At 37.7% G+C, this 15,842-nt stretch carries 16 protein-coding genes; 12 read left to right on the forward strand and 4 right to left on the reverse strand.

From position 1 onward, the window contains the following. Positions 1–290 precede the first annotated feature (290 nt). Positions 291–560 (reverse strand): DUF3892 domain-containing protein, encoded by a 270-nt coding sequence (locus JW886_RS04700; RefSeq protein WP_205872441.1) that lies wholly within the window; start codon positions 558–560, stop codon positions 291–293. A 139-nt stretch (positions 561–699) separates the two neighbouring features. Between JW886_RS04700 and JW886_RS04705 the strand changes: the two genes are divergently transcribed. The 6 genes from JW886_RS04705 (at position 700) to pnuC (ending at position 6,426) form a co-directional block, all read left to right on the forward strand. After that, on the forward strand, positions 700–1,125 hold the full coding sequence (locus tag JW886_RS04705) for a universal stress protein (protein ID WP_075524519.1): 426 nt from the start codon (positions 700–702) through the stop codon (positions 1,123–1,125). 126 nt (positions 1,126–1,251) lie between these two features. Next, a complete protein-coding gene (locus JW886_RS04710; protein ID WP_205872442.1) occupies positions 1,252–2,211 on the forward strand; it encodes an alpha/beta hydrolase in 960 nt (319 codons plus the stop codon). Between the two features lie 114 nt (positions 2,212–2,325). Beyond that, entirely contained in the window at positions 2,326–3,258 is a 933-nt protein-coding gene (locus JW886_RS04715) for a Rossmann-fold NAD(P)-binding domain-containing protein (RefSeq protein WP_205872443.1), read from the forward strand. A 274-nt stretch (positions 3,259–3,532) separates the two neighbouring features. After that, on the forward strand, positions 3,533–5,068 hold the full coding sequence (gene cls, locus JW886_RS04720) for a cardiolipin synthase (RefSeq protein ID WP_205872444.1): 1,536 nt from the start codon (positions 3,533–3,535) through the stop codon (positions 5,066–5,068). A gap of 83 nt (positions 5,069–5,151) precedes the next feature. After that, entirely contained in the window at positions 5,152–5,583 is a 432-nt protein-coding gene (locus tag JW886_RS04725; RefSeq protein WP_205872445.1) for a universal stress protein, read from the forward strand. A 147-nt stretch (positions 5,584–5,730) separates the two neighbouring features. Further along, on the forward strand, positions 5,731–6,426 hold the full coding sequence (gene pnuC, locus JW886_RS04730) for a nicotinamide riboside transporter PnuC (protein WP_205872446.1): 696 nt from the start codon (positions 5,731–5,733) through the stop codon (positions 6,424–6,426). 232 nt (positions 6,427–6,658) lie between these two features. Here pnuC and JW886_RS04735 read toward each other — a convergent pair whose 3' ends face one another. Then, a complete protein-coding gene (locus JW886_RS04735) occupies positions 6,659–7,213 on the reverse strand; it encodes a TMEM175 family protein (protein ID WP_075524525.1) in 555 nt (184 codons plus the stop codon). A 110-nt stretch (positions 7,214–7,323) separates the two neighbouring features. Between JW886_RS04735 and JW886_RS04740 the strand changes: the two genes are divergently transcribed. Together JW886_RS04740 and JW886_RS04745 are read left to right on the forward strand one after the other, a co-directional pair. Then, positions 7,324–7,749: a universal stress protein gene (locus tag JW886_RS04740; protein WP_200406703.1), complete on the forward strand. Its 426-nt coding sequence runs from the start codon at positions 7,324–7,326 to the stop codon at positions 7,747–7,749. Between the two features lie 153 nt (positions 7,750–7,902). Further along, positions 7,903–8,253 (forward strand): HU family DNA-binding protein, encoded by a 351-nt coding sequence (locus JW886_RS04745; protein ID WP_205872447.1) that lies wholly within the window; start codon positions 7,903–7,905, stop codon positions 8,251–8,253. Between the two features lie 31 nt (positions 8,254–8,284). On the opposite strand, the gene JW886_RS04750 is transcribed toward JW886_RS04745, so the two are convergent. Continuing rightward, entirely contained in the window at positions 8,285–8,818 is a 534-nt protein-coding gene (locus tag JW886_RS04750) for a TetR/AcrR family transcriptional regulator (RefSeq protein ID WP_075524528.1), read from the reverse strand. 164 nt (positions 8,819–8,982) lie between these two features. Here JW886_RS04750 and JW886_RS04755 point away from each other — a divergent pair, with 164 nt between their 5' ends. Next, positions 8,983–11,574: a YhgE/Pip domain-containing protein gene (locus JW886_RS04755; RefSeq protein WP_205872448.1), complete on the forward strand. Its 2,592-nt coding sequence runs from the start codon at positions 8,983–8,985 to the stop codon at positions 11,572–11,574. 145 nt (positions 11,575–11,719) lie between these two features. Continuing rightward, entirely contained in the window at positions 11,720–12,052 is a 333-nt protein-coding gene (locus JW886_RS04760; protein ID WP_075524530.1) for a metal-sulfur cluster assembly factor, read from the forward strand. Between the two features lie 62 nt (positions 12,053–12,114). Here the strand turns inward: JW886_RS04760 and JW886_RS04765 are convergent, their stop codons facing one another. Further along, entirely contained in the window at positions 12,115–13,920 is a 1,806-nt protein-coding gene (locus JW886_RS04765) for a glycerophosphoryl diester phosphodiesterase membrane domain-containing protein (protein ID WP_205872449.1), read from the reverse strand. 271 nt (positions 13,921–14,191) lie between these two features. On the opposite strand from JW886_RS04765, the gene liaF reads away from it, so the two are divergent. Next, positions 14,192–14,836, forward strand: coding sequence for a cell wall-active antibiotics response protein LiaF (liaF, locus tag JW886_RS04770; RefSeq protein ID WP_205872450.1), 645 nt, complete (start codon positions 14,192–14,194; stop codon positions 14,834–14,836). Next, positions 14,833–15,834, forward strand: coding sequence for a sensor histidine kinase (locus tag JW886_RS04775; protein ID WP_205272605.1), 1,002 nt, complete (start codon positions 14,833–14,835; stop codon positions 15,832–15,834). Before liaF ends, JW886_RS04775 begins: the two co-directional genes overlap by 4 nt. Positions 15,835–15,842 lie beyond the last annotated feature (8 nt).

The following is a 15,842-nucleotide window of genomic DNA, read 5'->3' on the forward strand; positions in this document are numbered from 1 at the left end:
TTGAATAATGTAGCGTGTATTAATCAAATGTTCAATATTGTCCTCGTCGATAACGAGACACATTCCGCTCATTGTTTTTTTGAGATGAACCACTGAAATAGTAGCTCCATCGATCATATATAACTTGACGCTTTCATTTTGTTTAAGCATTTTTTTTAAATAACTAATCATAATATTCCTTTCCTAAAGAAGTTCATCTTTAACCATTCTATGCTATAAACCATAAATAGAGCAAAAGCTTAGAAAAAACCAATTAGTTCGCTTTATAATCAGTTGTAATTCAAGTGAATTTAAAAAAGAGGAAGAAATAAAAGCTCGTCAGGAGAGGTTACACGCTTACGCGTATGAATATAAGGGCTGCGGTTCATTGGGTGGACGGACCCAACGGAAAGCTTTTGACCAGCTTTGTTGGTATAGGAATAGTGACATCCTATATCAATAAAGTAAGCCACTTCAGCTGTTGTTTCAATAGTTCCTCCTTCTAGTTTAACATGCGTGATTTTTGAGGGTGAAGAACTAAAATGATCAGAAAGTCGAATGTGAGTAATGTGATAATTCATGGAACCTCCTTTAAGTAAATTATAGCGCTTACTTCGTAATAAATAAAATAAGTAGTCCTTTATTTCAGATAAAATGATTTTGTATTTTAACGCTTTCATTATAAAATAGAAGTAACTAAAAAAGAGGAGGTTATAACCTATGAAAAAAGAATACAAAAATATTATGGTAGCAGTAGATGGATCGGAGCAATCATATAACGCAGTACAAGAAGCAGTAGAAGTGACAAAGCGCAATGGTGGTAAACTTCAAATCGTTACCGTTAAAGACAATAAACGGTATTATGGCATGGCTGGTGCTGGATTCGTTGAAACACCGGGTTTAGATCAAATGGCTCAAGAAATTTTGAATGAGGCAAGCCGACTGGTGGGTGATAAAGTAGAAGTTACCTTACAAGAACTTTCGGGGACTCCTAAATATAGGATTGTAAGCTTTGCCGAAGAACATAATATCGATCTTATCGTTATTGGCTCAACTGGAGCCGGGGTAATTGATAAACTCATGCTTGGTTCTACTACTCAATATGTTGTGAGTCACGCGCCATGTAACGTAATGGTAATTAAATGAAAAATTAAAGGCTCAGGTAGGAGCCTTTTTTGTATCCTATGGTTTTTTAGGGACGAACAGATATGTTGACAATGTAAACGCAAACAACTAAAATTAATGTTATAAATAGAATACAAGGAGACACCCATGGTAAATAGAATTTCATTAGAGGATGCTGCCCGAAAATTTAGCGATGATAATGCTCCACACCCACGTATTTATGAGCTAGAACCAAAAGAAGGAAGAAAACTACTTGAAAAAGTACAAGATGGTGAAGTGCATAAAGAAGAAGCAATCATTGAGGATCTACCAGTAGATACAGGGAAATGGGGCACAATAAACGTTCGCTTTATCAGCCCTAAGTCTCCTGCTGGAAACAATTCTAACCTCCCTGTGATACTTTACCTTCATGGAGCGGGTTGGGTATTTGGCAGTGCGCATACGCATGATAAACTAATTCGTGAACTTGCAGTAAAGACAAATTCTATCGTAGTATTCCCCGAGTACTCTTTAGCTCCAGAAGCCAAGTATCCCACAGCAATTGAACAAAATTATGCAATATTAGAACAACTAAAGAATTTCAGTAAAGAAAAACATTTTGATCTTAATCGTTTGACCGTTGCAGGAGATTCTGTAGGTGGAAATATGGCAACGGTAATGACCCTATTGAGTAAGCAACGCAATGGACAAAAAATTAACCAGCAAGTTCTATTTTATCCTGTTACTGATGCCAATTTTAATACACCTTCTTATCAAGAATTCGCTGAAGGTTATTTTTTGACAAAAGAAGGGATGCAATGGTTCTGGGATCAATATACAACAGATGAAAAAGAACGTGCTCAAATTACAGCATCCCCTTTGCGTGCGACTAAAGAGCAACTTGAAGGTCTTCCCCAAGCTCTAATTATTACGGGCGAAGCCGATGTTTTAAGAGATGAGGGAGAGGCTTATGCTCAGAATCTAAGAGAAGCTGGGGTTGAAGTGACCCAAGCGCGTTTCCAAGGAATAGTGCATGATTTTGTGATGGTAAATATGATGGATGAGACAAATGCCACACGTGGAGCGATGATGTTGACGACTCAATGGTTAAAAAATAAAAATGAATAACTTGAAGTAACAAAGAATTCATCACTCAAAATTGAAAGATACACTTGTCACACTCCGTAGCAACGAACTGAAGAGAACCAAGTGTATTTTTTATTAGCTTAAAGGAGGAATTAAATGATAATTGGATTAATAAAGGCAAATTTTCCAGGAGAAAGACGGGTCCCTCTCTTACCCGAAGATATTTCGGGATTTGAAAATGAGTTAATTGTTGAAAAGGGATTTGGTGAATATCTAGATATTACTGATGAAGAATATCGTGCAGCGGGTTGCCGAATTTTAGACCGTAAAGAAATATTTAAAGAAGCAGAAGCAATTTTTTCTTTAAAATTAATCCAGCCTAGTGATTATGCTGAACTGAGACCTGGGCAAATGATAATTGGTTGGACTCATCCTATGGGGTCGGGTAAGGAGTTTATGAAAGATCAGGTCTATCCAAAAAATCTAACCGTGGTAGATTTAGATAGCAATGCACCAAGTATTTATTATAAAAATACTAGTAAACCTGCTCCGCTACCAAAGGGATTGCTGTATAGAAATAGTTTTTATGCTGGATTTGCTGGAGTGCAAGATGCTTTGATTCGATATGGCTTGTATCCAGATGACTCTATTAAAATTGCGGTTTTAGGCTCAGGAAATGTGGCGCAAGGTGCTTTTAGCAGTCTTTCAAAATATTCTAGTAATATCCGGATGTTCTATCGGAAAACCATGCCTGTTTTTAAGGAAACTTATTCTACCTACGATATCATCGTGAACGGTATCGAAATAGGGAAAGATGATGCACCGATTCTAAGTCTAGAGGAACAAAAAAATTTAAAGAAAGGAACCTTTATTATCGATGTGGCAGCCGATGCAGGTAATGCTATTGAAGGAACACACTTTACAACACTCAGCCACCCTATTTATAAAGAAGAGGGAAAATACTATTATGTGGTACCTAACACGCCTTCTTTAGCTTACCGTAACGTCAGTAGGATTTTAAGTAAGATTCTAAGTGAACATATATTTAAGTCTGATACCTCTCGTTTTAAAGTAAGCGATGAACAATAAAAACTTCCGTCTATTCGGGAGCTTTTTCTTAGGTCTAATGGCATATTGTAGCTAGTCAAATTAATCACTAATACTTAAGTAATAGAGTTAGCTAGTTAAAAAGAACAAAGGGGACTTTCTCAGTACACAAAAAGAGCAATCGCTACCACTTGAGTGTAGAACCATAAAAGCTTTGTTGTCGTGCTTTCTTAAGTTAAGATTATAAAATGAGAGTTAATAGCTCGATTATTTTTTATGTTACAATTATAGTATAAAAAATGAAGGAACCCTCGCCGTGCACAAAGTTTTTAATAAGCTCTTTAATCGAATTTCAATCACTGTTTTTTTTATTCTAATTGAATTATTAGCGGTGGTAGGAATAGTTCGTAGTTTCGATCATTATGTACCAATTCTAGGACTTTTGAGTCTTACAGTTAGTGTCTTGGTTGTACTCTACTTGATTCGACGTGATCAAGCCTCCTCAATAAAAATTGTTTGGATAATAATCATTCTGCTTGTTCCAGGTTTTGGAGGTCTGCTATATCTTCTTGTTGGAACTCAAAACCCTGTAAGGAAAATGGAAGCTAAGATTGAGCGTGCGCATCAAGAAATCGTGCCCTATCTTAAACAGGATAGAATAGTGCTTGATCATCTCAAAGAAAAGGATAAACGTTTTTTAGGTACTGTAAAAAACCTCATCAATGGAAGTGGCTATCCACTCTATGAGGATACTCAAGTGGAATACTTCGAGTTCGGGGAGATAATGTATGCTGCGATGCTTGAAGAAGTTGCAAAAGCTGAACGTTATATCTTTTTAGAATATTTTATTATCAATGAAAAAAGTCGGATGTGGCAGGACCTGTTAAAATTGCTGATAGAAAAAGCAAAGGTAGGGGTAGATGTTCGCCTTATTTATGATGACTTTGGTTCATTGACAACTTTTCATTTGAAAAATATTGCTGAATTGAGGAAGTCAGGAATAAAGGTTGTTAATTTTAATCCTTTTATTCCCGCTTTAGCTGTTAAGATGAATAACCGCGACCATCGAAAAATATTAGTTGTTGATGACAAAGTGGCTTTCAATGGCGGAATCAATATTGCAGATGAGTACATAAATGAAGAGAATCGTTTTGGGATTTGGAAAGATACGGGATTGAGAATTAAAGGGCCTGCTATTGCTAGCTTTACAATGATGTTTCTTGAAACATGGAACGCTTTCTGCCAACCTCAAGAAGTATTGCTTGATTTTGCAGCCTACTCTTATAAGGGAGAGAGTTTCGAAAAACAAGGCTTTGTCCAACCTTTTGCCGAGAATCCACTTACGCATGATTTGCTCGCGGAAGATACCTATATAGACATTTTGAATCAGGCTACAGATTATGTTAGTATTTTCACTCCTTATCTTATTATCACTGATAAAATGATTCATGCCCTGCAACTAGCAAGTAAGCGCGGCGTTAAGGTGACCATCATTACTCCTGGAATCCCAGATAAGCCTCTCATTTATCGAGTAACGAGATCTTTCTATCGAGTATTAATGAAAGCAGGAGTTGAAATTTATGAATATTCACCTGGTTTTGTTCATGCAAAAAGTTTTGTTGCAGATGATAAAATTGCGGTGGTAGGTACGATAAATTTGGATTATCGGAGTTTATATTTGCATTTTGAATGTGCTACGCTTCTCTACAATGCACCAATGATAAAAGAGTTAAAAAGAGATATGGAGCAAACGCTACTTAGCTGTCGTAAGGTGGAGCGTGACGAAATAAAACGTCATTTTATTGGTAGTATCATTGATGATGTTTTGCAACTTTTTTCACCATTAATGTAAACAAACTTCTAACTTTTAACTTTAGATTTTGAACACTTAGGTGTAGAATAGAAGTAAAGCAAGAATACAAGGAGGTATTTCAGATGAGTAGAAAGTACGATAATATATTGGTTGCAGTGGACGGTTCAAAGCAGTCGTATGATGCTGTTCAGGAAGCTTTAGAGGTAGCAAGACGTAATCAAGCGCAGCTCAAATTGCTATATGTGTTGAATGATAAATTAGCAAATATTCCTGTGCATCTAGATACGATGACACTTTATAAAAGTGTACAAGAGCATTCAGACTTTGTTGTTGAAGAGCTTCATAAAAGATTTGAAGATCAAGCGAAAACTTTGGATATTGTTCGTTTGACAGGAACACCCAAGAGAGAAATTGTAAACTATGCTCAAGAGAATAATATTGATTTGATTATTATTGGTTCAACAGGGCTTGATGCAATTGACCGCCTTTTACTTGGCTCAACTACACAGTATGTAGTAAATCATGCCAAATGCAATGTCTTAGTAATAAAATAAGCATTAATAGGTCGCCTTAGGGCGGCTTTTCTAGTAGCGTTCGCTAAAGTAGATTTCCCCCTTGAAGAAAAGGGATACAAAATTGTATCAAGAATAATACGCCTAATCATGATATAATTTTTAAGTATTTCCATAAAGGAGGAGATCATGAAAAACTATATTATTTGGCTCAAAGATGAGCTTAAATCTATAAATACAGCGGGAAGTATTATGCTTTCTTTCATCATAGGAGTTCAGTTGGCTTTTTTTCTTACGGCTCCAATAACGTTATTATCAGTAATCACGCTTATTGCGACTTTGATTGGCTCAGCATGTACGGTCTACATGATGATTGGTAAACCAATTAATGGTTTGTTAGGTTTAATAAGTGCGATAGGCTTTATTTATATTAATTGGACAGCAGGGCACTATGCCTCAGTCTTAGACCAACTTGTGTTTGTTGCTCTTATTGATATCCCTCTTATTATTACTTGGAAAAATTGGGGACATCGTATTGAAAATGGTGTTAAGTTTATGAAAGGGCGTTCTTGGATTTTAACCATCTTGATAATGCTTGTCTTGTGGTGGCCGATGATGATGATTTATCAACATTTAGGAGATACTAATCCTGTCTGGGATGCAATCACCTTGATCATCGGTGCTACTGCCTCCCTTTTAGTATTTAAAGGTTATGGGGATAGTTATTCTTTATGGCTATTGTCTGATTTCGTTACCATCATTCTTTGGGCCACAGCACTTGCAAAGGGATATTCTGCAAGTTCATTGCCTATGCTTTTAACACTTACTTTTTATTTAGCGACTGCTTTATATGGGAAATTTTTCTCCATTTGGAAAAAGCAATAAGAAAAAGACGTACTTTAGGGTACGCTTTTTTCATAGCATTGAAACAAAAAATCCGCTGTTAGGATCAGCGGATCAGAAGAAATTCAGATATGTTGGTGACGAAAAAAATCGTGAGCCAAGCACCAACATACACTATTTATGATATCAAATCTTGAAAAGTGAATCAAAAAAGTAGTGGTGATTTTGGACTCAAAAAAAGAACTTATGAAGTACTGAAAATGAGTAATGTGAGTTATTCAAAGGCGTTGTGTCTACCCCAATAGAGCGCCATTAATAAAGTGACAATAGGCAAGGCGTATAGCCATATCAGTGAGAGAAGGGCGCCAGGGAGTAGAAAAATAAGAAAAATTTTAATTCGCTTTCGATTTCTCAAGCGTAGGATTTCACTCTTATTACATTGGCGATAAATTACCTCACTAAAACCAATCAAGCTTAGCCAGATAATCAAATAAATAGCAACATAAGCCAGACTATCAATAAGTGAGTGAGGATGTTCGGCATGGACTACTGTGGCAAAAGGGAAAAGGCAGATAACCAGCAAGAGTCCATGGTTAAGCCACAAAATCAGTTCATCCACTTGCTTGCTCTTTAAAAAGCTTAATACATGGTGGTGCGCATTCCAAATAGACGCAAGTGCAACGAAGGTCGTGACATAGATAAGTAACATCAACAGTAATTTAGGAGAGAAAAGGTTCCCGTTTTCTGGTACTTTAAACTCTAGTACGGTAAGGGTCATGACAACGGCAAATATTCCATCCGTTAAGGCTTCCATTCTACTTTTATTCATAAAATGATTATAGCAAATCTTTCTTATTTTTTTATCACTCAGCATTCTAAGCATTTTATTGGATTTTTTTAGAATTTTATCATAAAATAGTAGATAAGGAGGCGCTTACAATGAGAGATAAATATACTAAAATTTTGGTACCACTGGATGGTTCAGAACAATCAAAAGAAGCTTTAAAAGAAGCAGTAGCAGTTGCAAAACGTAACATGACATCTTTAGTTTTGCTCCATGTAAAAGATGAGGCGCGGATTAGTGGCACCCCTTACGCTTTAGCACTTAATCTTGAAGATTTAGAAAACGAAGCTAAAGAGATTGTTGCAGAGGCGCAGGAACTTGTTGGCGATGAAGTGGCGGTTGATATCCATCGGACAACAGGAAGTCCGAAGAAAGAAATTGTCAATCTGGCTAATGAGCTGGGAATTGAACTCATTGTAATGGGCTCAAGCGGGAAAGGTTTGCTGGACCGAATGTTAGTTGGTTCAACGACAACGTATGTCATTAGCCACGCACCTTGTAATGTGATGGTTGTGAGGTAACACTGTCAAAACCTTAGCGGGAGCTAAGGTTTTTTATATCGCTAAATTACAGCAAAAGATTCTTCGCAATAGCGCACGTGGGCCTGTACGCCTAATTTAAAAATAAATTGTGCTAGAATGAAAAGACAAGGCATAACAAAAGGAGGAGGATAAATGGCTGCTAAACAGGAATTAATTAACTATATTGCAGATCGTACAGAGCTTTCAAAGGTCACAACTGCCAAAGCGATTGATGCTTTTTTTGAGGCGATAACATACTATATTTCAGAAGGCACTCCTGTCCATCTATCTAATTTTGGAACTTTTTCGGTAAAGCGACGTGCTGCTCGGGTCAGCCATGATATCCATTCTCGAGAACGTGTCCTTCATGAAGAACAAAATGTTCCTGTCTTCAGGGCTGGAAAAGCACTAAAAATGGCAGCGAAAAAAGCTCAACAACATCACATCAAAGTCGAAGAACCCTTTTCTCAACAGTTAAATATTAATCATCAAGAACCTAAATAACAAAAAAGACTTCACAATGCGGAAGTCTTTTTTAATTAATAAGCTCTTGTAAGAGATCTGCGATTTGAGCAGGGGTTTCTTTTTGTTTACGGCGTATCCACGATTGAGTGGTTCCGAAAATTGCGTTGGCGTAGTAAGTGGCAGCATAAATTTCACCAAGCTTTCCAAAGCTAATCCTTTCTGATTTAGGGAAGATTGCATTTTGAAAGAGCTCTTTAAGTTTTTGCAACATAAATTGGTGTATTTCTTTGCTCCCATTTTCTGAGAGCAGCACAGCATAAATTTCATTGCGTTGGAGAAATTCAAAAGTCTCAAGCATTGTGGCATGCAAGTCTCCGTGATTTTTTTCAAAGACATATTGGATGGTTTCAAAGAGGCGACGTTGATAAGCTTCAATCATGTCGTATTTATCTTGGTAATGGGTATAGAAACTACTGCGACTAACTTTTGCTAATTTAACAAGTTCAGTGGTTGAAATTTGGTCAAAAGGTTTCTCACGCAATAGTTCAATCATGGCATCGCGAAGTTGAATTCTTGTCCGATCTTTTCTAGTATCAGTAGACATTGCAATGGAGCTCCTGTTTCTATAGAAATGTAAGTGCTTCAAATAGACAAAGTGAATTATAGTGTCTAAAATTTATGAGTATTAATTGTCTATTTCCTTAAAAGGTTTATAATTACATATTATAGCAATTTTTGGACTAAGTGTCCATAAAGGAAGGGAGAAATATGTTAAAAAGAGAATGGCAAGCCATTTTAAAACACAAATTTTTTATTATTGTTATTATTGCGTTGGCGCTTGTACCGGCAATTTATAACTATATTTTCTTAGGATCAATGTGGGATCCTTACGGGAACTTAGATGATTTACCGGTTGCGGTTGTAAATTTAGACAAGTCGTCTGAATTGGAAGGAAAAAAGCTTAAACTGGGGAACGAAGTGACAAAAGAGATGAAGAAATCAAAAGATCTGGATTATCATTTCGTTTCTGAAAAAAAAGCATCTGAAGGTTTAAAATCGGGTGATTATTATATGGTTATCACTTTCCCTGAAGATTTCTCGGAAAATGCTGCCAGTTTGATGAGTAAGAATCCTAAAACGGTTCAACTTGATTACCAAACTACACGTGGACACAATTACATTTCTTCAAAAATGAGTGAAAGCGCGATGAATGAACTCAAATCTGAAGTCTCTAAAAATGTTACGCAAGAGTATACACAGGCCATCTTTGATAAGCTGGGAGATATGAAATCCGGTATGAAGGATGCGTCAAAAGGTTCGACTAAACTTGCTGATGGGACTTCATCAGCACTGACAGGTTCGTCAGAACTCTCGAGCAATCTGAAAACACTTGCCTCATCAAGTTTAACTTTTACTGATGGAGCAGATAGTTTAAATGTTGGTTTAAAGCAATACACGGATGGTGTTGATCAAGCCGCAGATGGTGGCGAGCAATTATCAAGCGGGATAAATCAAGCGGCAGATGGTAGTCAACAACTGGCAACTGGAATTAATCAAGCCTCTTCAGGCGGTCAGCAGTTGAGTGATGGTACCAGTCAATTTTCATCTGGTACAGCGTCTTTGGCAGCTGGGACTCAACAACTTGTAGACAAATCCAAAGATTTATCTGCTGGTATTGCGCAAATTTCACAAAGTACCAGTTCGGTGGCTCAGCTCCAACAAGGGAGTCAGGAACTCACAAATGGCCTAAATGAACTAGTCCAAGGAACGACCTTATCAAGTGAAGAACAAGCTAATATTCAGAAGGTTCAAGAAGGTCTACAAGCTTTAAATACTCAACTTTCTCAAAATAATATTGACCCTAATTTAGCAGATAATTTGACGGCTGCATTAACTAATCTTAAAAATAGTTTACCAGGATTAATCCAAACAGTAGTGAGTGACCAAGTCAATGTAACGGGGGAATCCATTAAAGCTACGCAAGCTTACAAAAATTTATCTGAAGCTGATCAAAAAGAAATCTTGAATGCTGTGCAAGCTTCTGCTGGTAGTGGAAATGTACCTACTGATATTTCAAACATTACGAACAGTTTGACAAGCCTGGGCGATCAATTAAACACACAACTCAATACTTTGTTGCCTATGATCAATAATCTGGCTCAACTTCCAACCTTAGTTACAGGTGCAAGTACAGCAATTACTAATCTTTCAAATGGATTAGCGAGTGTCAATACAAATGTCGCTCAAAAGATACTCCCTGGAGCAACAACATTAACCGCTGGCCTAACTGAATTTAACACGAAACTTTCCGCAGGTGGAGCACAACTTGAGAGTGGTTTCAATCAATATGTTAATGGGGTAAGTCAGGCTAATGATGGTGCTCAAGAACTCGCGACTAAGTCTAAGGAATTACAAAGTGGGGTACAAAGTTTAAATACCGGACTTACGCAATTACAAACGGGTAGCTCTAGTTTGACCTCAGGCTTGACACAATTGCAGACTGGAGGACTTCAATTAGTTTCTGGTTTAGCCCAACTGCAGGATAATAGCTCAACTTTGACCTCAGGCTCAGGTCAGCTTGCTGATGGCGCTCAACAGTTAGCCTCAGGTTCAGGTCAATTGTCTGATGGTAGCAACACATTGACAAAAGGTTTAGGCACGCTTAATACAGGTGCTAAGAGCCTTTCGTCAGCTCTGACGGATGCTGATAAAACCCTGTCAGCAACTAATAGTACGGATGAAAATGCTAAAAAAGTTGCTGCACCTCTCAAAACAAAACATACGGACCACGATAATGTTCCAGTCAATGGAGCAGGGATGACGCCTTACATGATTAATGTGGCTTTGTTCATCGGTGCGCTTGCAACGAATGTCGTGATTGGGGTTGGTTTCTCTGGTGACAAATGGAAAAATGGCCGTGAGTTTATGTTGGCCAAAATCGGAACAAACGGTGTGGTAGCTGTCTTACAAGCGATTATCGTTTGTGGCGCTGTGGCTCTTTTGGGCTTGAATCCCAATTATTGGGGTGAAACTTTCCTTGTTGTACTGCTAATCAGCTTGGCTTATATGGCCATCAACACCTTCTTCTTAACGGCATTAGGTAAGGTGGGTGAGTTCTTGATGATCATCGTTTTGGTCTTACAACTTGCAACAAGTGCAGGGACTTATCCATTACAACTTGCACCAAAGATTTTCCAAGTCATCAGCCCATGGTTACCGATGACTTATGGATTGAAGATGTTACGGGAAACGATTGGTTTAAATGGCGCAATTCTTCCTTACGCGCTCCTATTTGCCGTCTTAATCCTCGTCTTTACATTTATGTTGAGTTTCTTCAAAAAATTCTCACGTTTTGCCTAAAAGAAATCACTGACAGCTCTGTCAGTGATTTTTAGGTAGAAATTTCAGTTTAATTTTGATAAAATAAACCTTGTAAAAAGAATTTGACAATTTGGAATTACCTCAAAAGCATGTAATTGATGCATATGAGGTAAAGGAGATAAACATGGCGGATAAATACACAGACGAGCAAGTAGAAACAATAAAAAATAAAATTTTGGCTGCTCTTGAAAATGTCATTGACCCTGAATTGGGAATTGATATTATTAATCTTGGTTTGGTATATGAAATCAGTTTTGAAGATAATGGTTTTACAGAAATCAAAATGACTCTTACAACTATGGGATGCCCTTTGGCCGATCTTTTGACTGACCAAATCCACGATGCGCTCAAAGAAGTCGAGGAAGTTAGTGAAATTAAAGTAAACTTAGTTTGGTATCCAGCGTGGACGGTCGATAAAATGAGCCGTTATGCGCGTATCGCTTTAGGGATTCGCTAGTTGCCATAAAGAGTTATGGTTAAAATTTAAAAAACATTGTCCTAAAAAGACAATGTTTTTTTTTAGCCAATTCCAATGACAAAGAAAAGCAGTTGGTCAGAGTAATGAAGTGGGGTCGTTTCCTTGAGCGTCTGATTAAGTAAGGTCATCTGATCGGTGATAATACCATCAGCACCGTAAAATTTCATCCGTGACATGGTATCTGCGTCGTTTGGCGTCCAGGTAAAAACTTTTTTTCCTTGAGCATGGGCTTCATTGATAAATTTAGAGTTAAGGGTTGTGTACTCAATCGTAAAAAAGTCCATCTTTCCTTGAGGGGGTCCTACTACGCTAAAAGGCATGATATAGCCTGCTGTTACTGAGGGAGCAAGCTCTTTAAGCTCAGCAATGATATCGTAAGAAAGAGACTGAATAATATGTCCTTCTTGAAGAATTTCTGTTTGGTACTTTTGGAGAAATGTTTTGAGCATTTCAGGGCTGTCTTCTTTGGTGGGTTTGATTTCAATTAAGAGTTTTTGATGTAAGTTTTGAGCTTCTTTTAGATAATCATCAAAAGAGACGAGGTGAGCAGTTTGCCCGTTCTCATGCGCTTGCAGCTTTGTAAGCTGTGCTAGTGTCAGTTCATTGGGCTTTTTATTCACACCGGTCAATGCTTTAAGGTTGTAGTCGTGATAAACGATAAATTGGTGATCCTTAGTTTCTTGGATATCCATTTCAATGTATTCTGGATGTGTGCTTTGACTCGTTTTTTTGAGGGCCTCAAGGGAGTTTTGAACGCCATTTTTGTCGTCTACACCTCGATGTGAAGCGGCCATTGGTGTACTAGTAGAAGGATGTGCTAGAAAATCAGCATTGGATTGACCGACGAATAATATAACACCCAAGATAAGAAGAACTGTCACAGCTTCCTTAAGACGCCGTGCTTTTAACGAGGTTTTTAAAGAAGAGTTAGGACTGAACCAGCTGAGTTTTTCGGGTAAAAAGTTTTGAAGCTTCATATAATCAACAGTGATAAAGAAGATGCTTACAGTTGAGAGAACGATATTAATTACCCAAAGTACTTGAAGAAGGGTCATGATAATGATAGCTGAGACAAAGCTTGCTTGTGGAGAGTAAAGCTCGATAGCATGCTGAATAAGTAATAGAAGGCTCTGTGAAAGTCCCATGACTAAGGTCAAACTACCTAGGACAATTAAAAATTGGAAGATAATCGAAAAAAGTTTTCGTTGTGTTTTTTTCCAACTGTGCTTTAGTGCTTTTTTAAAAGGCTGATCATGTAGAATCATCTCTGGAAGAGTGAAGATAAACCTAACAGCTAAATAAATCAATAGAAGATAAAAAAGAATGAAAAGTCCTAAATATAAAAATTTATGTTCAAAGATGACATCCAAAATAAAGACAGGAATACGGACTTTGGCTAAAAGGGCAGAGTTAAAGCTCATACCAATAAGTGGTAAAATAAGGAAAAAATAAAACAGAAAGAAAAAAAGTGTGCCAATCCTAATTTTTCGCAATTGTAAAAGCGTTCCTTTAAGGAGTTCACGTAACGTGATTTCTTGCCTTTGCTCAATAAAAAAAACCGTGAGGAGCAAAAAAGTGAACTCGAAGTAGACAGCAAGTAAAAGTAACAAAAGAATAAGCAGGAGGCTGAGAAAAACAAAAGGGTGTTCTTGCAGAATTACCCCGAGGTTATCATAGGAGAGGTAACTAATCTCACCCTGGTTAAGAATGAGACGCGTGAGGTGGGAGAGAAGAGGAGTTAAAATAAACAGCAAAAAGCCATGCATGAGTAGGACGTCTCGATAATAGAGGCGAGCGTCACTGATGAATCTGAAAGTTTTTTTGAGGTTGGTTTTTAAGACGTGCATAATTGTCCCTTACTAAATAAAAATAAAAAATAATAGAAAGCCAGTTGTTTCAACTTGTAAATCAAGAAAGTAATTTTTAGAAGTCGAGGAACTGCACCATTATTATAGCATTTTTGTTTTCATTCATCTGGCATGGATTGAAAAACTGGAAGCTGCTTATGAGAAGCAAGGCCGGGTGGTGCCATCTACTGACCAACCTGTCAGTAAAAAAGCAGAGAAAATACACCTTTAGACTGAGTCGCTTAACCGCTTTTTTTGATACAATAGGATTATGAATAAAAAACTGAAAGCAATCATCATTATCGAATTTTTTATCGTGTTAGGATTGATTTTTCATGTTGTACGTACGCCGCATTTATGGGTGGTCTTGGGTCTAGCCATCTTATTTACTGTACTCGCTACACGCTCACGTGCGCGTGTACTACGAGTGCTGAGCTTAATTTTCTGGGCGATTACAACGATGATTCTTTTCACGGTGGGCTGGTTTTGGTTAGCCATTGTTTTTCCAGCCATCATGTGTATTATTTTTTGGAAAAATAATCCAAGAGAAGGACAAACCATCTTTGGCTATGATATTTTTAATGGAGCATCTGCGGCAGAAAATGATTCACTGGAAGCGCAAGGTCGTGCGAACGGAAATGATGTCATTGATCTAGAAGATTATAATTTTAAGGCTTCAGGAAACCGCTTGTCCATCAAAAAAAATGCAGGGAACACTAAAATTATTGTTCCACATGATGTCGCAATCAAATTGGATGCGACTACCCAAACTGGTTTAATCAAAATTTTTGACGAAACACCACAGATTAATGCGGGTAATCTCCATTATTTCTCAGAAGGATTTGACCATACAAGTAAAAGAATAACACTCTTTATTCGAGTAGAGACAGGAAATATTGAGGTAGTGCGCGGATGAAAAAATCAATATTTACGACCTTTCTGGCAGTTTTTAGCATTATCGTAGTGATGTATCTTTTACTTTTTACTCTCATGAACAGTGGACAGTCCTTGGGAGGCATGACTAGGATCATTGGTGAGTTTCGTGAAAATCTTTATGGCCTATGGATTTTTATTTCAGTAGCAGGGCTTCTTGCACTCATCTTTACTTTATTCAATCATATTGAGAATATGAGTATTGAGCAGCGGTTTCGTAACGATATCACACGGGTCGAGCAGAATGAAGCACCAGAACTTCCAGAACTCCAAGAAGTGCATCACAAAATCATGACCATGTCTGCTGAGTTGCAAGAATTATCTAAGCAAAAATCCGCAGATAAAGCAGAAATTATTGAACTTGAACGTAAACGTATCTCCCGTGAACTCCATGACTCAGTGAGTCAGGAACTTTTTGCTGCCACGATGATTTTATCCTCAGTAGCAGGTTCTACCCAAAATCTCACTAAAGAGCAAATTGAAACTCAAACCCAACTTGTTTTAAAGGTGTTGCATTCTGCCCAAAATGAGATGCGGGCACTTTTGCTTCATCTGCGTCCTGTTGAATTGGATGGTAAGAGTTTGGCAGAAGGACTGTCGGCTCTGACAGATGAACTGCAAGCCAAGATTTCGGCAAATATTACTGTGAAACTTGCAGATATTGAAGCTTCAAGCAATATTGAAGATAATCTTTTTCGGATGGCGCAAGAAATTTTATCTAATACCTTGCGGCATTCACAAGCAGATCACATTGAAGTAGCTCTGCGAGAAACGCGAGGTAATATTATCTTAAAAATTGCAGATGATGGGGTGGGCTTTGACACTTCAGAGCGAGACAAGACAGCGAGCTATGGATTAGCAAACATTAAAGAGCGTGCCTTGTTGCTAGGAGGCGATGCTAAGGTTGTCTCAGCTCCTAATGCGGGGACAATGGTGGAGATTATTATTCCTCAGCCCAAAATAGAAGATAAAGAGAATTAGAAAGTAAA

The organism is Lactococcus taiwanensis (genome assembly GCF_017068355.1).
Classification (GTDB): domain Bacteria; phylum Bacillota; class Bacilli; order Lactobacillales; family Streptococcaceae; genus Lactococcus; species Lactococcus taiwanensis.